Source organism: Accumulibacter sp. (assembly GCF_036625195.1).
Lineage (GTDB): Bacteria > Pseudomonadota > Gammaproteobacteria > Burkholderiales > Rhodocyclaceae > Accumulibacter.
In genome coordinates this window covers 1,411,705-1,430,366 of record NZ_JAZKUG010000001.1, presented here as the reverse complement: position 1 = coordinate 1,430,366, position 18,662 = coordinate 1,411,705, and the positions used below count along the sequence as shown (strand labels likewise).

17 protein-coding genes are annotated in these 18,662 nt (G+C 66.2%); 3 read left to right on the top strand and 14 right to left on the bottom strand.

Annotation, left to right across the window (positions count from 1 at the left end; translation table 11 throughout):
• Positions 1-5: 5 nt before the first annotated feature.
• The 10 genes from V5B60_RS06210 to yegQ all read right to left on the bottom strand — a co-directional run bounded on the left by V5B60_RS06210 (position 6) and on the right by yegQ (position 8,625).
• Positions 6-1,289 carry an esterase/lipase family protein gene (locus V5B60_RS06210; protein WP_332346169.1) on the bottom strand — a complete coding sequence of 428 codons (1,284 nt, stop codon included), beginning with the start codon at positions 1,287-1,289 and terminating at the stop codon, positions 6-8.
• 119 nt (positions 1,290-1,408) lie between these two features.
• Positions 1,409-1,582: a hypothetical protein gene (locus V5B60_RS06205; RefSeq protein ID WP_332346168.1), complete on the bottom strand. Its 174-nt coding sequence runs from the start codon at positions 1,580-1,582 to the stop codon at positions 1,409-1,411.
• 95 nt (positions 1,583-1,677) lie between these two features.
• A complete protein-coding gene (locus tag V5B60_RS06200; RefSeq protein WP_332346167.1) occupies positions 1,678-2,439 on the bottom strand; it encodes an ABC transporter permease in 762 nt (253 codons plus the stop codon).
• Entirely contained in the window at positions 2,436-3,362 is a 927-nt protein-coding gene (locus V5B60_RS06195; protein ID WP_332350449.1) for an ABC transporter ATP-binding protein, read from the bottom strand. Before V5B60_RS06195 ends, V5B60_RS06200 begins: the two co-directional genes overlap by 4 nt.
• Before the next feature lie 69 nt (positions 3,363-3,431).
• Positions 3,432-4,637, bottom strand: a complete 1,206-nt coding sequence (gene chrA / locus V5B60_RS06190) for a chromate efflux transporter (RefSeq protein WP_332346166.1) — start codon at positions 4,635-4,637, stop codon at positions 3,432-3,434.
• Positions 4,638-4,752: 115 nt separating this feature from the next.
• Positions 4,753-5,466 carry an alanyl-tRNA editing protein gene (locus tag V5B60_RS06185; protein ID WP_332346165.1) on the bottom strand — a complete coding sequence of 238 codons (714 nt, stop codon included), beginning with the start codon at positions 5,464-5,466 and terminating at the stop codon, positions 4,753-4,755.
• Between the two features lie 113 nt (positions 5,467-5,579).
• A complete protein-coding gene (locus V5B60_RS06180) occupies positions 5,580-5,969 on the bottom strand; it encodes a bacteriohemerythrin (RefSeq protein ID WP_332346164.1) in 390 nt (129 codons plus the stop codon).
• Positions 5,970-6,000: 31 nt separating this feature from the next.
• Positions 6,001-6,183, bottom strand: a complete 183-nt coding sequence (locus V5B60_RS06175; protein WP_332346163.1) for a hypothetical protein — start codon at positions 6,181-6,183, stop codon at positions 6,001-6,003.
• Positions 6,180-7,298: a hypothetical protein gene (locus V5B60_RS06170; RefSeq protein WP_332346162.1), complete on the bottom strand. Its 1,119-nt coding sequence runs from the start codon at positions 7,296-7,298 to the stop codon at positions 6,180-6,182. The genes V5B60_RS06175 and V5B60_RS06170 overlap by 4 nt, the downstream gene beginning before the upstream one ends.
• A 13-nt stretch (positions 7,299-7,311) precedes the next feature.
• A complete protein-coding gene (gene yegQ / locus V5B60_RS06165) occupies positions 7,312-8,625 on the bottom strand; it encodes a tRNA 5-hydroxyuridine modification protein YegQ (RefSeq protein ID WP_332346161.1) in 1,314 nt (437 codons plus the stop codon).
• 92 nt (positions 8,626-8,717) lie between these two features.
• Between yegQ and rng the strand changes: the two genes are divergently transcribed.
• On the top strand, positions 8,718-10,172 hold the full coding sequence (gene rng, locus V5B60_RS06160) for a ribonuclease G (RefSeq protein ID WP_332346160.1): 1,455 nt from the start codon (positions 8,718-8,720) through the stop codon (positions 10,170-10,172).
• Positions 10,173-10,272: 100 nt separating this feature from the next.
• Positions 10,273-10,920, top strand: a complete 648-nt coding sequence (locus V5B60_RS06155; protein WP_332346159.1) for a hypothetical protein — start codon at positions 10,273-10,275, stop codon at positions 10,918-10,920.
• A 118-nt stretch (positions 10,921-11,038) separates the two neighbouring features.
• On the opposite strand, the gene V5B60_RS06150 is transcribed toward V5B60_RS06155, so the two are convergent.
• From V5B60_RS06150 to V5B60_RS06140, 3 genes are all read right to left on the bottom strand, one after another.
• A complete protein-coding gene (locus V5B60_RS06150) occupies positions 11,039-13,117 on the bottom strand; it encodes a protein kinase domain-containing protein (protein ID WP_332346158.1) in 2,079 nt (692 codons plus the stop codon).
• Positions 13,110-13,982 (bottom strand): c-type heme family protein, encoded by an 873-nt coding sequence (locus V5B60_RS06145; RefSeq protein ID WP_332346157.1) that lies wholly within the window; start codon positions 13,980-13,982, stop codon positions 13,110-13,112. Before V5B60_RS06145 ends, V5B60_RS06150 begins: the two co-directional genes overlap by 8 nt.
• Before the next feature lie 268 nt (positions 13,983-14,250).
• Positions 14,251-14,481, bottom strand: a complete 231-nt coding sequence (locus tag V5B60_RS06140) for a hypothetical protein (RefSeq protein ID WP_332346156.1) — start codon at positions 14,479-14,481, stop codon at positions 14,251-14,253.
• Between the two features lie 150 nt (positions 14,482-14,631).
• On the opposite strand from V5B60_RS06140, the gene V5B60_RS06135 reads away from it, so the two are divergent.
• Complete coding sequence (locus V5B60_RS06135; protein ID WP_332346155.1) at positions 14,632-16,797, top strand: 3'-5' exonuclease; 2,166 nt, start codon at positions 14,632-14,634, stop codon at positions 16,795-16,797.
• Positions 16,798-16,828: 31 nt separating this feature from the next.
• Here the strand turns inward: V5B60_RS06135 and glmS are convergent, their stop codons facing one another.
• Positions 16,829-18,658, bottom strand: a complete 1,830-nt coding sequence (glmS, locus tag V5B60_RS06130; RefSeq protein WP_332346154.1) for a glutamine--fructose-6-phosphate transaminase (isomerizing) — start codon at positions 18,656-18,658, stop codon at positions 16,829-16,831.
• Between the last annotated feature and the right edge of the window lie 4 nt (positions 18,659-18,662).

Genomic DNA, 18,662 nt, shown 5'->3' with positions numbered 1-18,662 from the left:
CCCCGTCATTCGCGCGTAGGCGCCCTGTTCCGTGGCTTGGGCGTGACGACCTTCCGCACGACGTTTCTGGCATGGGCAGCGGCCGGTTCCGGTTTCTCCAGAGCAGCAACCCATTCTCCGATCTGGCGATAGACGCGAGCATCGGTCAGCAGGGCCATGTGGCCAAGCCTGCCCAGCGTCGCCGTCTGCACGTCGCTTGCAGCCGCCGGAGCGGTAGCGCTGCCGAGCGAAACCAGTCCGTCGCCCAGCAAGCGGCCAAAGCGCTGTTCGACGTCTTCGGCCAGGCTGGCGCCGAGAAAACGGTAGGCGATGTGAGCGGCTGCCGGATGCACCCGAGCAGCGCCTGGGCCGTGTCGCAGATCCTGGATGCCCTGACTGCGCGCTGTAGCGATGCGGGCGATCGGTTGCGTGACCGTCGATACCTGCAGGGCCGAGGTGACCAGGTGACCCAGCCGCTCGAGGGACGAGCCGAGTTGTGGCGCGCCGAGGCAGATCAGCATGCGGGTGGCCAGCGGCCAGCGCATGCCAGCGGCGGCGGCCTGCTCACAGGCTGCCATCGCCACCAGGCCGCCCATGCTGTGACCGATGATGACCAGCTCGCTGTCCGCTGGCGCCGAGGTGGTGATGAGCTGCTCGAGCAAGGCAGCCAATTCGCCGCCATTGCGTCTGATCGGCAAGCCGCTGTTGTAGCGCAGGTAGAGCGGCGTGTAGCCCAGGTCGGCCTGCAGTTGCTGCCCGAAATCGACGGTCGTCGTACCGTCCGCGCGTCCCGGGCGTGGTTGCCAGGACGATTGGTCGCAGGCAAGGCCGTGTACGAAGACGCACAGGCGCCGTCCGACAGCCGGAAACGGATGGCTGCCAGGCGTGAGGGTGGCACCCTCGTAGTGCAGCGTCATGACAATCGCCAGGCGGTTCTCGTTGGCGGCGAGATGATCGCCAAAGACTCCGTTCAGGGCAGCATCCATGCGCGTGGCGAGTCGACGCGGCGCTTCGCCGGAGGGCTGCTGCACTCGCCGTTCCTCAAGGATGGCAGCGGCGTCAAGCAGGACGCCGCTGCCGTGGTGGATCGCCTGATACACGCCGGCGACGATTCTGTCGTGCGCGATCTGTACGAGTCTCGTCGGACCAGCGAGGAAGGGAACGCGCCGCAGGGCAGAGAACGGCTTGCTGGCGATTGCCTGATGCATCTCGCGTACGCGCGCCGCGGTCTGCTGCACCGCGATCTTGGCAGCCTGGCTGCGTCCGGCGCGCGGCTGATGGCCGGCGGCCTTGGTCTTTACCGGTGACATGGTGCGGTGTCCTTGACGTCGAGTTGCAAAGCCATCGCAGTATAGGGCAGAGCCGCGGCTCGTGGCGACGGCCGTTGGCCGACGTTGGGCAGACCGGACGGGCAGAAATCGGCGCTTCCTCAGCGGCCCTCGGCACGGCAGGCGCTCGCCTTCCGCCGCCAGCATGCCGGCTTCTGCAAGGCGGCGATATCGAGCCCGCGCGCGCCATATACCTGCTGCGCCAGCGCCCAGCGGGCACGCTCGGTACGGGTCACGCCAGCAACCTGTTCGAACCACTTCTGGATGGTGTTCATGCTCTGTTCCTCCTTCGTCGGGATGAATGGATCACAACCAGCGACAGCGGGACGAACAGTAGCGCAATACTGTACGTTTGTCCAGTTGTTTTCGACTAGCTCCGCAGGCGATATCCAGTCCTGAAGATCCAGGCAACGATGGCGATGAAGATGGCCAGGAAGGCGAGCGTCATCGCCAGGCTGACCGCCACACTGACGTCGGCGACGCCATGGAAACTCCAGCGAAAGCCGCTGACAAGGTAGACGACCGGGTTGAACAGGCTGATCGTCTGCCAGATCGGCGGCAGCATGCTGATCGAGTAAAAACTGCCGCCGAGGAAGGTCAGTGGCGTAATGACCAGCATCGGCACGAGCTGCAGTTTCTCGAAGTTGTCGGCCCAGATACCGATGATGAAACCCAGCAGGCTGAAGCTCAACGCCGTCAGCAGCAGGAAGAGCAGCATCCAGAATGGATGCTCGATGCGCAGCGGCACGAACAGCGCGGCCGTGGCGAGGATGATCAGGCCGAGGATGATCGACTTCGTTGCCGCCGCGCCGACGTAGCTGGCGGCGATCTCGAGATAGGAGAGCGGCGCCGAGAGCAACTCGTAGATCGTTCCCGTGAAGCGCGGAAAGAAGATGCCGAAGGAGGCGTTGGCAACGCTCTGCGTCAGGACCGAGAGCATGATCAGGCCGGGAACGATGAAGGCGCCGTAGCTGACCCCGTCGATCTCGTCGATGCGCGAGCCGATGGCGGCGCCGAAGACGACGAAGTAGAGCGCGGTCGAGATCACCGGCGAGACGATGCTCTGCAGCAGCGTACGGCGGGTCCGCGCCATCTCGAAGAGGTAGATCGCCCGCATCGCCGGCCCGTTCATCGTTCGTCCTTCACCAGATCGACGAAGATCTCCTCGAGCGAACTCTGCGTCGTCTGCAGGTCGCGGAAGGCGATGCCGGCCGTACTCAGGTCCTCGAGCAGCGCGAGGATGCCACCGCCCTCCGCCTGCGCATCGTAGGTATACGTGAGCTCGCTGCCATCGTGCGACCGCTCGAGCCGATGCGCGGCCAGCGCTGACGGAATCGCCGGCAGCGGCTGCTGCAGTTGCAGCGTCAGCCGCTTCCTGCCGAGCTGGCGCATCAGTTCCGCCTTCTCCTCGACGAGGATGAGTTCGCCCTTGCTGATGACGCCGATGCGGTCCGCCATCTCCTCGGCCTCGTCGATGTAATGCGTGGTGAGGATGATGGTGACGCCGGTGGCCTGCAGCGTGCGCACCAGTTGCCACATGTCGCGCCGCAGGTTGACATCGACGCCGGCGGTCGGTTCGTCGAGGAAGAGAACCTGTGGTTCGTGCGACAGCGCCTTGGCGATCAGCAGGCGGCGCTTCATGCCGCCGGAGAGGGTGCGAATGCGGCTTTCCCTGCGCTCCCACAACGAGAGGTCGCGCAGCAGCTTCTCGAGGTACTGCGGGTTCTCCCGTCTGCCGAACAGCCCGCGGCTGAACGATACCGTCGCCCAGACTGATTCAAAGGCATCGGTGGTGAGTTCCTGCGGCACCAGCCCGATCAGCGAGCGGGCCGCACGGTAGCCGGCGACGATGTCGTGACCGCCGACCCGCACGCTCCCCGAGGTCGCCTGGACGATGCCGCAGATGATGCTGATCAGCGTCGTCTTGCCGGCGCCGTTGGGACCGAGCAGGGCGAAAATCTCTCCCTGGCGGATGTCCAGACTGACGCTGTTCAGCGCCCGGAAGCCCGAGGCGTAGGTCTTGCAGAGTCCGGATACGGCGATGATGGTCTGCATCGGTGCGGCGATGGCAGTTCCGGGCCGCCGCAGAGATCCTTGTCGGTCACTCCAGGTCATTTTCCCGCCTCACGAAAGCGTGCCCAGCAACCAGCCGGCAACACCGCCGCCGAGCACGACCAGCCACGGCGGCAGCTTCCAGAACATCAGCCCAACCAGCGCAACCAGCGCCAGGCCGAAATGCTGCGGTGCGTGGATCGCGCTCGTCCACACCGGCTGGTAGAGCGCTGCCAGCAGCAGCCCGACCACCGCCGCATTGACGCCCGACAGCGCCGCCTGCGTGCGGCTGTTGCGACGCAGACGCTCCCAGAACGGCAGCGCACCGACGACCAGCAGGAACGAGGGCGCGAAGATCGCCAGCAGGCAGATGAAGCCGCCCAGCCAACCGGAAGGCGCCTGGTTCATCGCCGCGCCGAGGAACGCCGCAAAGGTGAACAGCGGACCCGGAATGGCCTGCGCGGCCCCGTATCCGGCGAGAAACGCGTCATTGCTCACCCAGCCGGAAGGTACGACCTCAGCCTGCAGCAGCGGCAGGACGACATGCCCACCACCAAAAACCAGCGACCCGGAGCGGTAGAACGCATTCACCATCGCCAACACCTGGTTCGGGAACAGTGTGCTCAACAACGGCAGGCCGAGCAGCAGGACGAGGAACAGCGTCAGCCAGCACAAGGCCACGCGATGCCCGACGGTGATCGGCAGCGGCTCGTGCACAGCCCCCGGCTCGGGCTTGAAGAGCAGCAGACCAGCGACCGCAGCCATGCCGATCACCCCCACCTGCCCCCAGGCGGACGGCACCAGCATCACCAGGCAGGTCGCCGCCGCCATGATGGTGACGCGCGGCACGTCCGGACAGAGCGTGCGGCCCATCCCCCAGACTGCCTGCGCGACGACCGCCACCGCCACCACCTTGAGACCGTGCAGCGCGCCGGATGGCAGCGCATCACGGTAGCTGGTGATGCCCAGTGCGAACAGGATCAAGACGATCGCCGACGGCAGCGTGAAACCCATCCAGGCGGCCACAGCACCGGCATGGCCGGCGCGCGAGAGACCGAGCGCGATTCCGACCTGACTGCTCGCCGGCCCCGGCAGAAACTGGCAGAGCGCGACCAGATCCGCATAGCTGCGCTCGCTCAGCCACTGCCGCCGCTTGACGAACTCGTCGTGGAAGTATCCCAGGTGGGCAATTGGACCGCCGAAGGAGGTCAGTCCCAGTCGAAGAAAGATCAGGAAGACAGTCCACAGGTTGCGGTCCCTCGTCGTGACATCGGTCATGGTGGCGTCCTGGTCGGCAACGGTGTCGGACGATCATAGTCGAATTTCGCTCGCGCAACTCGACGACACGGCACGCGGATCATGGAACCGGCGCAGAACTGCCGCGCACCGTCCGTCAGTCGACGAGTGCGATCTCGACGCGGCGGTTGCGCCGGCCTTCGTTGCGGATTCTGAGCACGCGGATGCCGCCGATCTCGGCGATGTTCCTGACGTGCGTGCCGCCGCAGGGCTGCAGGTCGATGCCGGCAATGCGCAGCAGCCGCACGCGCCCGCTGCCCCGCGGCGGCTGGACGCTCATCGTCTTGACGAGATCAGGGCGCGCATCGAGCTCGTCGTCGCTGATCCAGACGGTCTCGGTATCGATGCCACGGCCGATCAGCGCGTTCATTTCGCTCTCGATCCGCTGGGCATCGAGCAGGCTCATGTCGATGTCGAAGTCGAGGCGAGCGCGATCGGGAGCGATGTTGCCGCCCGTGACGGGTGCAACGACGACGCAGGACATCAGGTGCAGCGCGCTGTGCAGGCGCATCAGCCGATGGCGGCGCGGCCAGTCGATCGCCAGGGTCAGCAGCTCGCCGACCTGTGGCAACGCCGACCCCGGCGCCGGCACGTGAACGACGGTATCGAGCGCGGCATCGCGGCGCGTGTCGACGACCGCGATGCGTTCGCCACCGCTGCGCACCAGAAAACCGGTGTCCCCCGCTTGGCCACCGCCGAGCGGGTAGAAGATCGTCCGCTCGAGTTCGATCCCCTGCGGGTGCAGCGCCGTGACGCGCGCGCTCGCCGTACGCAGGTAGGCGTCGTCACGAAAAAGCAACTCTGTCGCCATCAGGCCGTCTCCGTGGCAAGGCGGCAGCGGCGACTGCCGGTCGTGCGGCACCGGGCGTCGATGGCACCGCACGACCAGACAACAGTCACTGCCTGGATTTCCAGCACTCTAGCTCAGATCCGCGGCGCACTGGCATAGCGCGCATCGCGCGTCTCGATGTGGCGGACGAGAAAGGCCAGCAGCTTGCCGGCGTGTCCCGGCAGCAGCATCGTACCACCGGCCCGATGGGTGTCGCGCATGGCCACCAGCGCGTCCAGCATCTCGGCATGGTCGGCAACGTGGTCGTCGAACTCGTCATGACTGTCGAGCCGCATCAACAGTTCCTCGGAAAGGAAATGCGCCTTGCTGAAGTCGAGCAGCCGCTCGAGGATGACGCCGATCTCCTCGTTGGCGGCACGCGCATCGACCGCGGCACAGAGGGCGGCGATCAGCTCCAGTTGGATGCGGTGCTCGCCATCCATCATGGCGTTGCGTGCGGGTGTGGTCGGCAAGTGATCGGGCACGGAGTTCTCCAGTGAAGGTCGCGGGGCATGGCTAACCTTCGCCAACCACGACCTGATTCTCGCCCTGCAGGCGATGGACCGGAATCACGAGGTTGGCGGGCGCCGGTCGTTCAGACAGGTACCGGCCGATGCCAAGACCGGCGCCGAGGACACAGATGCCCGCCACCACCTGCAGGCGACGGCGCTGCGGCCCGCTCGACGACCCCTGGCTCATGGCACCGATGGCCGATCGCCGAGCGCCGGCGCGACGGGGGCCAGCCAAGGCAGGACGGCAGCGGCGGCCTCGGCGGCGCCCGTCGGCCGGGGTGGCCTTCGCTGCGGCTGCTGCCACAGCGCGGCAAGTGGCGCCTGAAGACGGCCGGCGCGCAGATCTGCCGCAGCGACCTCGGCGCACCTCGCATGCGTGTGCAGCCACTCGATCAGACAGTCCTGCTCCGGCCATTCCTGCCGCCGTACGTACAGCAGCGGCGTTCCGTTGCACGCCGCTTCGGCAAAGGTGCCGTACCCGGGTTTGGCGATCACGGCATCGACCGAGCGCAGGAGATCGATCATCGGCAGTTCGAGCGACTCGAAGTCGGTCGTGTTGGCCTGTCGCAACCGCCAGCACTGCGGCACCAGCCAGCGGATGCCGCTCGCCTCTGGCCATTGCGCGACCGGCAAGTGCGTGTCGATGCCGCCAAAAGCGATCAGCACCAGCCGCTCCTCGGGGTGACTGGCGAGTTGCTGGCGCAACGCCTGCCGGCGGTCGACGCCGAGGGCAGCTACCGGGCCGATGCTTCGCCGCCGCGCAAGATCCATCATCGGCATTCCGGGAGTCAGACGCAGGAAGAACTCGGCGCTGTCGTAGGCCGCCAGCATCTGTTGGTGAATCGGTGGCGCCCAGTCGGCGGCAGAGAAGAAATGGGCGAACAGTTCGGCCCAGTTGAGTGAGCAGAGTGCCACCGACGGGATGCCGGCACGGGCGGCGCCCGCCAGCGGCAAATAGGCGACGTCGCTGAGCACCAGGGTCGGCTGCAGGCCGGCGAGGAAGCGCGCTTCCTGGGCGACCAGTCGTTCCCATTCGGCGTGCTGCCGACGGTAGGCCTGCGCCGTTGCTGCCAGGTCGACGCGCATGGCGTCGAGCATCACGTAGCCGAAGTCGCTGCGCGCTGCGAGATGGTCGAAGGTGCACCACAGGCGCTCGCGCAGCTTCTCCTGCGGCAACCCGCTGCGGACGGTCAGCCGCAGGTTTGGCGCGCGCGTGGTCAGAGCGTTGATCACCGGTGCCGCCTGCGCCAGATGACCGAAGCCGTGCGCCGAGATGTCGACGAAGAGATGCGGTTGATTCATGCTCTGCACCGTGTCACAGAAGACGCGCCAGCAAGGCACCCGGCAGATCGACCGGCCAGGGAATCCAGACGCGATGCCCATTGCCGGGCGCCACGCCGATCTCGAGCCCTGCCAGATCGTGCATGCACTGCAGAGTCAGCCTGCGGTTACCCGAGGGATGAACGACCTCGAGGTGGTCCCCCACCGAGAAGCGGTTCCTCACCTCGATCAGCGCACGCTGCGCGACAGGATCCCAGGTCAGCAGGTCGCCGACGTAGAGACTGCGCCCGGACTCCGAATGCCCACGCAGGTAGTTCTGCATGTCGTGCTCATGATGCCGTTGCAGGAAACCGGCTGTATAGCCGCGATTGGCAAGGCCGTCGAGTTCGCCGAGCAGGGTGGGGTCGAATGGCCTGCCGGCGGCAGCATCGTCGATGGCGCGACGATAGACCTGCGTGCTGCGCGCGACGTAATAGCGAGACTTGGTGCGCCCCTCGATCTTCAGCGAGTCGACACCGATCTCCAGCAGGCGCCCGACGTACTCGACCGCCCGCAAGTCCTTCGAATTCATGATGTAGGTGCCGTGTTCGTCCTCGTCGATCGGCATCAACTCGCCGGGACGCTCGCCCTCTTCCAGCAGCCAGGCCGCAGCGCGCTCCCGCACGACGTTGCCGGTCCGTGCCTGCAGATCGCCGGTGGCATCGTGGCCGGCGGCGTGCAGGCGGTACTGCCAGCGGCACGAGTTGGTGCAGGTGCCCTGGTTCGGGTCGCGGTGGTTGAAATAGCCGGAGAGCAGGCAGCGCCCGGAATAGGCGACACAGAGGGCGCCGTGCACGAAGACCTCGAGTTCGACGTCGGGACATTGCTGCCGGATCTCCTCGATCTCCTGCAGCGAGAGTTCGCGCGACAGGATGATGCGCGCAATGCCCAGTTTCTGCCAGAAACGCACGGCAGCGAAGTTCAGCGTGTTGGCCTGTACCGAGAGGTGTACCGGTATCTCGGGCCAGCTCTCGCGAACCAGGTCGATCAGCCCGGGGTCGGCCATGATCAGCGCGTCCGGCCGCGTGGCGATGACCGGCGCCATGTCCGCCAGATAGGTCCGGAGTTTGGCATTGTGCGGCAGGATGTTGCTGACGACGTAGAGCTTGCGTCGCGCGGCATGCGCCTCGGCCACACCCTGCGCGAGCGCCTGCAGATCGCCGAAGTCGTTGTTGCGCACCCGCAGGCTGTAGCGCGGCTGCCCCGCGTACACCGCATCGGCTCCGTAGGCCAGCGCCGTGCGCAGCATCGCCAGCGAACCAGCCGGAGCAAGCAGTTCGGGCGATCGGGTAGCGTGGAGACGAGGCATTCGGCGGGGCGATCGGACAGGGTAGAATGCGACTAGTCGAAATCTTACTCCCGTTACCGCAGTTCCCACCCCCTTTGCGTGGAACGACCGTCATGTCCGAAGAGATCCTGATCAACTTCACCCCCCAGGAAACGCGCGTTGCCGTAACGCTCCAGGGTGTGGTCCAGGAACTGCACATCGAGCGGAGCGCCAGTCGTGGCTTCGTCGGCAACGTCTACCTCGGGCGGATCGTCCGCATCCTGCCCGGCATGCAGTCTGCCTTCATCGATATCGGCCTTGGCCGGACCGCCTTTCTCCATGTTGCGGACATCCGGGAGCCACGAACCGGCGACGAGCCGCTGCGACCGATCGAGCGACTGCTCAGCGAAGGCCAGAGCATCCTCGTACAGGTCATCAAGGACCCGATGGGCAGCAAGGGGGCGCGCCTGTCGACACAGGTGTCGCTGGCCGGCCGCATGTTGGTCTATCTGCCGCAGGACAGGCACATCGGCATCTCACAGCGGATCGAGCGCGAGGCCGACCGCGAGGCCTTGCGCGAGAAGCTGGGGCGACTGGTGCCTGGTGACGAGCCGGGCGGCTTCATCGTCCGCACGATGGCCGAGAGCGCGAGCGAAGCCGAACTGGCGAAGGACATCGAGTATCTGCGCAAGCTGTGGCGCGACATCCAGGTACAGTCGACGATGGCGGCGCCACCGGCGTTGCTCTACCAGGAGCTGTCGTTGTCGCAACGCGTCTTGCGCGACTTCGTCAACCCCGAGACGGCGCGCATCGTCATCGATTCGCGCGAGAACTTCCAGCGCCTGACCGCCTTTGCCGCCGAGTACACACCGACGGTGGCGCCCTTGCTCGAGCACTACGTCGGTGAACGACCACTGTTCGATCTGCATGGGGTCGAGGACGAGATCCAGAAGGCACTGGCGCGGCGGGTCGACCTGAAGTCCGGCGGCTACCTGATCATCGACCAGACCGAGGCGATGACCACCATCGACGTCAATACCGGTGGCTTCGTCGGTGTCCGCAACTTCGACGACACCATCTTCAAGACCAACCTCGAGGCCGCGCAGACGATCGCCCGCCAGTTGCGCCTGCGCAACCTGGGCGGCATCATCATCATCGACTTCATCGACATGGAGAACGACGAGCACCGGTCGGCGGTTCTCAGCGAGTTCAACAAGGCACTGGCGCGCGACCACACACGCCTGACGGTGAACGGTTTCACCGCCCTGGGGCTGGTCGAAATGACGCGCAAGCGCACCCGCGAGTCGCTGGCGCACGTCCTCTGCGAGGAATGCCCGACCTGTGGCGGGCGCGGGGAGGTCAGGACAGCGCGCACGGTCTGCTACGAGATCCTGCGTGAACTGCTGCGCGAGGCGCGCCAGTTCAATGCCCGCGAGTATCGGGTCCTCGGCAGCCAGGCGGTGATCGACCGTTTCCTCGACGAGGAGTCACAGGGGCTGGCGATGCTCTCCGACTTCATCGGCAAGCCGATTTCGCTGCAGGCCGAACCGAGCTACTCGCAGGAGCAGTACGACATCGTCCTGATGTGAGCGGCCCTCTGCGGTCGGCAGCGCCCCACTTGTTGTGCCGTGGCAGGGGATGGTGGGGCTATCATGACGGCTGGTACGACCGACAAGGAGAGGAAAGCCGATGCGGGCGATCCTGACAAACCGGGTACTGTCTTTGGCCACGGCCTTGGTCACGCTGACGCTCGTCGGCTGCGCGACCACGCAGATGAAAAGCGAGTGGCGTGACCCGAAGGTTTCCGGTGCGGTACTCAAGGGCCAGCAGATTCTCGTGGTCTGCCAGAGCGGTGACCCTTCGCTGCGCCGCATCTGCGAGGACCAGTGGGCGATGCGACTGCAGCGGACGGGAGCGTCCGGCATACAGAGCTACGCCATACCCCACTTCCCGGCCGACGGCATTGCCGGCAGCGAGGAGATCAGGTCGGCCGCCGAACACGTCGGAGCCCCGATCGTGGCCCGCGTGCAACTGGCGCCGGACGACCTGCCGGTGGTCAATCCGGCGCCGCAGGTGGGCATTGGCATTGCTGGCGGCAGCGGCGGCTACCGCACCGGTGGTTTCAGCGCCGGCGGTCTTGGCCTGTCCTTTCCGCTCGGGTGGCCGACTGCGGCGCAGGGGATGGTCTGCAGCGCAGAGATGGTGGATGCCGCCAGCGCGGCCGTCTTCTGGTCGGGTAGTGCCACGGCGCCGCCCTCGGGAGCGCAAGCTGGGCAGGTGGCGGAACTGACGCAACTGATGATCGACTCCTTGTTGCGCGCCGGACTGCTGCATTAGTTCGTTCCGACCGCTCAGGCAGGGAAAATCGCACGTCGTCGCGCCCGACAGCCTCGCTGTCCCTCGCCACGACCACGGCTGTGGTTTCGTGCCTTTCTTGGCCGGACGGAGCAGACGATCAGCCCTGCCCCGTAGCGACCTCTCTGAGGAAGTGGGCACGCTGCTCTGCACTGTCGATCTGGCTGGCCAGCGCCCGGCACAACGAATCCAGGTCGGCCGCCCTGGCGGCTTCACGACGCAACAGAATCTTCGCCAGAGGGCCGATATGACGTGCCAGTATCCGGCCGACGCGCTCGCAGTCGGCCTCGGCGAGATCACTGCCGGCGGTGGCGGCAGGTGTCGGCACGGCCGCGGCTGCTGACGAAGGCGAGCCGGGACGATGACTGTCCTGTTTCGCGCCCGTCGCTGGCTGCTGCAACCTGTGCGTGAGCGCGGCGAGAAATGCCGCCCGGGCTGGGGGATCGGGGATCATTTCCGCCAGAAGGCGGTGCAGATCCTGGCGTCCGCCGGCACGCGGCAGCGTCTTGCGCACCAGGATGCGAGCCATCGGTCCGATGTACGCCGTCAATACCCGTTCGGCCTCCTCGACGACGGCCGGCGTCAGGTCACCCGCCGTCGTTGCGGCGGCACTGGCGGTGATCGGCTGCGAGGCGAGCGCGCCCGGTGTACCGACGTAAAGGTAGAGGTCATGCACCCGGTCCTGCGGGTCGCGCCGCTGGCCAAGCGCGGTGAAACAGGTCGCCGCGCTGCGGCGCAGCTGCGCAATCAGATCGACATAGGCGGCGCTGACCAGAACCTGACCGGGCTCGGCGAAACGCATGACGCGGAAGGCGCTGGCAACGCCATCGCCGAGCAGGCGAGAGCGGCCTCCGGGATCGGGCTGGACGCGTACCGGCCCGAGGTTGATGCCGATGTGCAGGCCCAGCCCGCGTTGGCTCGCTGCCGCACTGAGCCGGCTGGCGGTGCGCAGGGCATCCTCGGGGTCGCCGACGTAGCAGACGGCACAACCCTCGCGGGTATTCGCTGCCAGGCGGCTGTTCACCGGCACGCCGGCGACGGCCTGGCTGACCAGCGTCGCCAGAAGCTGGCGGTGCTCCTTGTGCGCCGCCTCGGCGGCCGCCTCGGCTGGCGTCGAAGCAACGCACACGTCGCTGAAGAGGACCGCGCCGATGAAGCTGCAGCCTTCACTGAAGGAACTGCCGGGCGTCGGCAGCACCGCTGGCGGGTCGGCTGCTTCCGCCGCGGGTTGCCCGGCCGACGGCAGGCAGGCGCGGCGGAAATCCGCCACCCGTCGCGGGCGCAGGTTCTCGTCGGGCGTCAGCGCCCAATCGATGGCCCGCAGCATCGCCTTGCCGTAGACATCAGCCCGACCGATCGCCACCGCAGTGGGCATTGGGTCCTCGCGCAGCCGCGCCAGGCTCTCGGTTGGCAGGTGACCCGTGACCAGCCAGTACATCACCCCGGCCAGCGAGTAGAGGTCGCTCCACGGGCCCTGCTTGCCGTCGGGCAGGTACTGCTCGGCCGGTGCGAAGCCGGGCGTCACGACCGCGGTCAGCAACTGCTGCTGTCCCTGCGTGGCCAGGCGTCGGGCCGAGCCGAAGTCGAGCAGCACCGGTGAGCCGTCGGCCCGCATGTAGATGTTGCGCGGCTTGATGTCGCGATGCAGGAAGCCGGTGTTGTGGATGGTTTCGAGCCCGTCGAGCAAGGGTCGCACGATGCGCTGCAGCGTGGCGGCATCGACTGGCTCGCGACTGGCCAGCCATCTGTCGAGCGGCTCTCCGCTTTCGTATTCCATGACCATGTAGGCCGTGTCGTTGGCAGTGAAGTAGCGCAGTACGCGCACGATCGCGGGATGGTGAAAGCTGGCGAGCGCCCGACATTCGTGCAGAAAACGATCGAGACCCCAGGCGAAGGAGCTGGCGCCGGCAGTCGAGTGCGGGCGCACCGACAGCCCAGGCCCACGGCCGGCAGTGTCACGCGGCAGATACTCCTTGATCGCCACCGGGCAGTCGAGATGCGTATCGTGCGCCAGATAGGTGATGCCGAAGCCGCCGCTGCCGAGAACGCGATCAATCCGGTACTCGTGCATGGCATGGCCGGCTGGCAGTGCCAGCAGGTCGTTGTCGGCTGCCGACGAGCGACGCTGCCCCTGGCCGGCGCCGTCGTTGCCCACGCCGCTCGTTGCCCGCTCAGCCATCGATCATCTGCATCGCCTTCTCGAGACTGCGACGCATCCGGTTGAACGAGCTGGCCAGCACGGCAACCTCGTCGCCACCCTTCTCGGGAAACTCCGGTTGCTCGAAATCACCGGTGCTGACCTTGTCGGCCGCCGCCGACAGGCGCGTCACCGGCCGTATGATCAGCCAGGAGAGAAGCAGGTTGAGGACGACGAAGACGACCGCGAACACCACCGCCAGCGACACCATGAAGGTGCGGAAGGCCTGTGCCGCGTTCTCCAGTGGCACGGACATCGGGACCGAAACGACCTGCGCCCCGACAACCTCATTGAGCTTCCAGCCGAAGCCATTGGCCGGGCCGTAGATGCGGATCATCGACGGTGGCGCGACGTCGGGTGTGCTGTGGCACTGAAGACAGGCCGGCGACTCGATGCGGATCGGATGGGCGACGTAGAGCAGCCGGCCGGTGGGCGTGTCGCGCTCACCACTGATCTCCTTCTGCTCGGCACGGTTCCGGAAGCTGTGGATCAGGTCGGCTTCCCAGTCGGCGGGCCGGTCGCGCAGGTTCGTCGGATTGAGCGTCGCTTCCTTGTAGGCGTAGTTGGCGTAATTCCGTCGCAGGTGCTGAAGCGTTTCGGTGGCGGCAAAAGCCGGCACCGTCTGCGGCAGGAAGACCTTGTCCATCTGTCCGACGAGGTGCGGCCGCACCTCGTCGACCGTATACGCACGCACCGCCAACGCCGCTTCCATCAGCAGGCGCGCCTCGCCAAGCACCTGCTCGCCCGCGTGCCGGTCGAGCAAGGTCCGGGAAACATAGCCGGTGACGGAGAAGCCGGCAAGGAACACGGCGAGCAACACGAGATTGAATTTCAGTCGCAGACCCATGGAGAGACCTCCCAGTCAGGAGTGAAACGGCGCTACCGGCGAAACGGCTGCGAGACGACAGCGCGAACCGGCTTCCCTTGCCTCGCGTCACCGGAGTCTCGCCGGCAACGTCGCGAGTATCCGGGCCTTGTCGCTGCGAGTCAATCGGCTTCCTCTCCCAGCAGCAGTGCATGCTGAGCGCGGGTTGCATAGCGGCGCCGGTCCGCGAGAGCATTCCGGCACGCCACCGGTCAGGCCCCGCGACAGCCCGGCACGACGCGGGCAGGGGCTACTTCTTCTCCACCGGCGCTTGCCCGTCCGGTTTTTCGCCGGGCTTCGGCGCATCACCGAGAACGGTCTTCAGCGGGCAGATGGAGAAGGCCGGGCATCTCTTGCAGCCGGCAACGATGGCGATCGGGCACACGGTCATGATATCTCCCGGCAGTCGTTGAAAGGCTTCAGGATACATTTCTTTGCCCTGCAGGTGCAGATAGGCGCCCGCAAATCGGCCGTCTCGCACGGGCGCACCTCGGCGGCAGCCGGAGTTCCCGTTCGTCGGCCAGAGACTGGGCACCGTGGTGGACCTTAGCCGGTAGAATTGCCGTGCCCGACGGCGCCCGCCCCGAGGCCACCACGACCATTGCCCCACAACCTTGCCGACCACCGAACAATGAACGCGCGCCTTCGCCTGGCCATCTCGGTCATCATCCTCTTCCTGCTGGTGACTGGCCCCTTCCTGATCACGGCAGCGCTGGTCTGGGCAGATGCCCAGGCGGACGAGCGCGCAGCGCTCGTCCGCCTGATCGCGCCGCACCTGTCGCTGGGTACGATGATGACCGCCTTTGGCTTCTTCGTCGGTCTCCTGGTGATTCGCTATCTCTTTCGCGAGTATGTCCAGGGTCTGCTGAAGATGGCCGAGAACCTGCGCCTGATGCTGGCGGCGAACCACAACTTCCGCGTCACCCCCGAAGGACCGCCGGAGGTCCGCCTGCTGGCGGTGGCGACGAACGATCTCGCGCAGCAGCGCGACGGTCTGATGGACGATGTCGCGGCACAGATTGCCGCCGCCAAGTCGTCGGTCGAGGAGGAAAAGAACCGGCTGGCGGCGCTGATGTCGGAACTGGCCCAGGCGGTCGTGGTGTGCAACCGCGAGGGACGGATCCTGCTCTACAACAGCCGGGCGCGACTGCAGTTCCGTGCACTCGCGCTCGGTACCACGGCAGTCGCCGGTGGCGCATTGATCGGGCTCGGCCGGTCGATCTTCTCGATCCTCGAACGCAGTCAGATCGACCACGCCCTCGACGTCGTCCGCCAGAGATTGCACAAGGGCGCGGCCACGGCAATCGCCACCTTCATCACCGCGGCACGTGGCGGGCAACTCCTGCGCGTACAGCTGGTACCCGTCCTGGCGACCGATGACGCGCCGCAGCAGCGCGAAATGACTGGCTACGTGCTGACGGTCGAGAACATCACCCGCAGCCTGGAACAGGAATCCCGCCGCGATCAGGTTCTGCAATCCCTGACCGACGGCACCCGTGGCAGCCTGGCCAACATCCGCGTCGCAGTGGGCAACCTGCTCGACTACCCCGACATCGAACCGGAGATCCGTGACCGCTTCATGGGCATCATCAGCGATGAGGTCGTCCGCATGAGCCAGCGTCTCGACCGGACGATGAGCGAGTTCGCCGATTCATTGAAGACACGCTGGCCGCTGGAAGAGGTCCAAGGACTCGATCTGGTCGTTGCCGCACAGCGTCGCATCGAGCAGGAACTGCAATTGGCGACCGGCAACGAGGAGATCGACGAGGCGGTCTGGCTGCGCGCCGAGAGCTTTTCGCTCGTTTTCTCGATCTGTTTCCTCGCTGCGAGGCTGGTCCATCATCATCGCATCCCTGAACTGCGTTTCCGACTGCGGCCTTTCGGCAGGCTGGCCTACCTGGACATGATCTGGGCCGACCACGCCATCTCGCTGGAAACCTTCGCGACCTGGGAAAACGAGACCATGCACCTCGGGACGGAGAGCTCCCTGCTGTCGCTGCGCGACGTGATCGACCGTCACGGCGGGGAAATCTGGTACGAACGCGAAAAGGCCAGCGCGCGCTCCTTCTTTCGCTTCGTGCTGCCGGTTGCCCTGCCCGACAGCCTGCAGGCGCAAACGGCCGGCGACGAGCCGAGCGTGCGCCCTGAGTACTATGATTTCGACCTCTTTCATTTCCGCGACCAGAGCATCGATCTCGACCGGCGGCTCAGCGACCTGACCTACACCGTCTTCGACACTGAAACCACCGGACTCGAACCAGCTGCCGGCGACGAGATCATCCAGATCGGCGCCGTGCGCATCGTCAATGGCCGTCTCCTGCGGCACGAGAACTTTGATCAGCTCGTTGACCCACAACGCTTCCTGCGGCCCGAAGGCGTCCGCATTCACGGCATCACCGACGACATGGTGCGCGGACAGCCGCAGATCGACGTCGTTCTGCCCGCTTTCCATGATTTCTGCAACGAGACCGTGCTCGTTGCCCACAACGCCGCTTTCGACATGCGCTTTCTGCAGTTGAAGGAGGATTCGTCGGGCGTGGTGTTCAGGCAGCCAGTCCTCGACACGTTGCTGCTTTCCGGCGTGCTGCACGCGAATCAGGACTCGCACCAGCTCGATCACATCGCCGAGCGACTGGGCGTGGTGATCGCCGGACGCCACAACGCGCTCGGCGACGCCTGTGCAACTGCCGAGGTGTTCCTCAGGATGCTGCCGCTGCTGGCGCAGATGGGAGTCGTCACCCTGCGGCAGGCGCTCGAGGCGTCGGAGAAGAGCTACTTCGCGCGCGTCAAGTACTGAGGTGGGTCGCCGCCACGGCGACCCCGCAGACTCACTCGACGGTCACCGACTTCGCCAGGTTGCGCGGTTTGTCCACGTCCGTGCCGCGCACCAGCGCGACATGATAGGCCAGCAACTGCAGCGGCACGACGTGCAGCAGCGCCGACAGGGCACCGTAATGCTCCGGCAGGTGCAGCACGTGAATCCCGTCCGACTCCTTCATCTCGCTGTCGGCATCGGCAAAGACCCAGAGTTCGCCACCGCGCGCACGCACTTCCTGCAGGTTCGACTTGAGCTTCTCCAGCAGGGCGTCGTTGGGCGCCACGGCAATCACCGGCATCTCGCGATCGACCAGCGCCAGCGGACCATGCTTCAGCTCGCCGGCCGGGTAGGCCTCGGCATGGATGTACGAGATCTCCTTCAGCTTGAGCGCGCCCTCCATGGCGATCGGATAATGCCGGCCGCGGCCGAGGAACAGGGCATGCTGCTTCATCGAAAAACACTCTGCCCACTCGCGAATCTGCGGCTCCAGTTCGAGGATCATGCTGACCGCCATCGGCAGGTGTCGCATGGCCTGCAGTTCGCCAGCCTCCTGCTCGGCGTCGAGCCGGTCGCGGACCTTGGCGAGGACCAGCGTCAGCAGATAAAGAGCGGCGAGCTGGGTGGTGAAGGCCTTGGTCGACGCCACGCCGATCTCCGGACCGGCGCGGGTGATGAAACGCAGGCTGTTCTCGCGCACCAGCGACGATTCGGGAACATTGCAGATGCACAGGGTGCGGTGCATGCCGAGCGACTTGGCGTAGTGCAATGCCGCCAGAGTGTCGGCGGTCTCACCCGATTGGGAAATGGTGACGACGAGGGTCTGCGGATCGGCGACCGAGTCGCGATAGCGGTACTCGCTCGCCACTTCGACCGAGCAGGCGACACCGGCAATCGACTCGAGCCAGTAGCGCGCCACGAGACCGGCATGGTAACTGGTACCGCAGGCGATGATCAGCACCTGCCGCACGCCGCGGAGCAGTTCCTCACTCTCGGCGCCGAAGATACCCGGCTGGATGCTGCGCGCGGCGCCGAGCATTTCGAGGGTGCTCGCCAGTGCCACCGGCTGCTCGAAGATCTCCTTCTGCATGTAGTGCCGGTAGTTGCCCAGTTCGATCGCATCGGCCGACAACTGCGATTCGCTTTCCGGCCGCTCCACGGGCGTACCGTCGACGCGGGCAATGCGGTAGCCTTCGCGGGTCAGTTCGGCACAGTCGCCGTTCTCGAGGTACACCATCCGGCGCGTGACCTGTACCAGCGCCGAAGCATCGGAGGCGGCGTAGAACCCGTCGCCACTCAAACCGAGAAGGAGTGGCGCGCCTTCACGCGCGACGACCAGCCGGCTCGGATCCGCTTCACGGACGACGGCGATCGCGTAGGCACCCTGCAGTTGCGCAACGGCCCGCCGAACGGCAGCGAGGAGGTCGCTCTCGGTCTTCAACTCATGGGCAATCAGATGAGCGACGACTTCGGTGTCGGTGTCGGAAGTGAAGACATAGGCGAGGTCCTTGAGGCGACTGCGCAGCGACTCGTGGTTCTCGATGATCCCGTTGTGGACGACGGCCAACCCACCGGAGATGTGCGGATGGGCGTTTCGTTCGCACGGCACGCCGTGCGTCGCCCAGCGCGTGTGTGCGATGCCGGTGTTGCCCGCGGCGTGCGTCTCATCGACCTGCGCCGTCAATTCGGCAACCCGGCCGACGGCGCGAAGGCGGCGCAGGCCGCTGTCGTCGATCAGGGCGAGACCCGCCGAGTCGTAGCCGCGGTACTCGAGCCTGCGCAGGCCCTCGAGCAGGACGGGAACGATGTTGCGGTCGGCGACCGCGGCAACGATTCCACACATGGTC

Excerpts from the sequence above, each read along its gene's own strand:
- V5B60_RS06175 (WP_332346163.1), bottom strand. The coding sequence starts at position 6,183 with ATGAGCCAGGGGTCGTCGAGCGGGCCGCAGCGCCGTCGCCTGCAGGTG.
- yegQ (WP_332346161.1), bottom strand. The coding sequence starts at position 8,625 with ATGCCTCGTCTCCACGCTACCCGATCGCCCGAACTGCTTGCTCCGGCT.
- V5B60_RS06155 (WP_332346159.1), top strand. The coding sequence starts at position 10,273 with ATGCGGGCGATCCTGACAAACCGGGTACTGTCTTTGGCCACGGCCTTG.
- V5B60_RS06145 (WP_332346157.1), bottom strand. The coding sequence starts at position 13,982 with ATGGGTCTGCGACTGAAATTCAATCTCGTGTTGCTCGCCGTGTTCCTT.
- V5B60_RS06170 (WP_332346162.1), bottom strand. The coding sequence starts at position 7,298 with ATGAATCAACCGCATCTCTTCGTCGACATCTCGGCGCACGGCTTCGGT.
- V5B60_RS06200 (WP_332346167.1), bottom strand. The coding sequence starts at position 2,439 with ATGAACGGGCCGGCGATGCGGGCGATCTACCTCTTCGAGATGGCGCGG.
- V5B60_RS06210 (WP_332346169.1), bottom strand. The coding sequence starts at position 1,289 with ATGTCACCGGTAAAGACCAAGGCCGCCGGCCATCAGCCGCGCGCCGGA.
- V5B60_RS06195 (WP_332350449.1), bottom strand. The coding sequence starts at position 3,362 with ATGCAGACCATCATCGCCGTATCCGGACTCTGCAAGACCTACGCCTCG.
- V5B60_RS06185 (WP_332346165.1), bottom strand. The coding sequence starts at position 5,466 with ATGGCGACAGAGTTGCTTTTTCGTGACGACGCCTACCTGCGTACGGCG.
- glmS (WP_332346154.1), bottom strand. The coding sequence starts at position 18,658 with ATGTGTGGAATCGTTGCCGCGGTCGCCGACCGCAACATCGTTCCCGTC.
- V5B60_RS06150 (WP_332346158.1), bottom strand. The coding sequence starts at position 13,117 with ATGGCTGAGCGGGCAACGAGCGGCGTGGGCAACGACGGCGCCGGCCAG.
- V5B60_RS06205 (WP_332346168.1), bottom strand. The coding sequence starts at position 1,582 with ATGAACACCATCCAGAAGTGGTTCGAACAGGTTGCTGGCGTGACCCGT.
- V5B60_RS06135 (WP_332346155.1), top strand. The coding sequence starts at position 14,632 with ATGAACGCGCGCCTTCGCCTGGCCATCTCGGTCATCATCCTCTTCCTG.
- rng (WP_332346160.1), top strand. The coding sequence starts at position 8,718 with ATGTCCGAAGAGATCCTGATCAACTTCACCCCCCAGGAAACGCGCGTT.
- chrA (WP_332346166.1), bottom strand. The coding sequence starts at position 4,637 with ATGACCGATGTCACGACGAGGGACCGCAACCTGTGGACTGTCTTCCTG.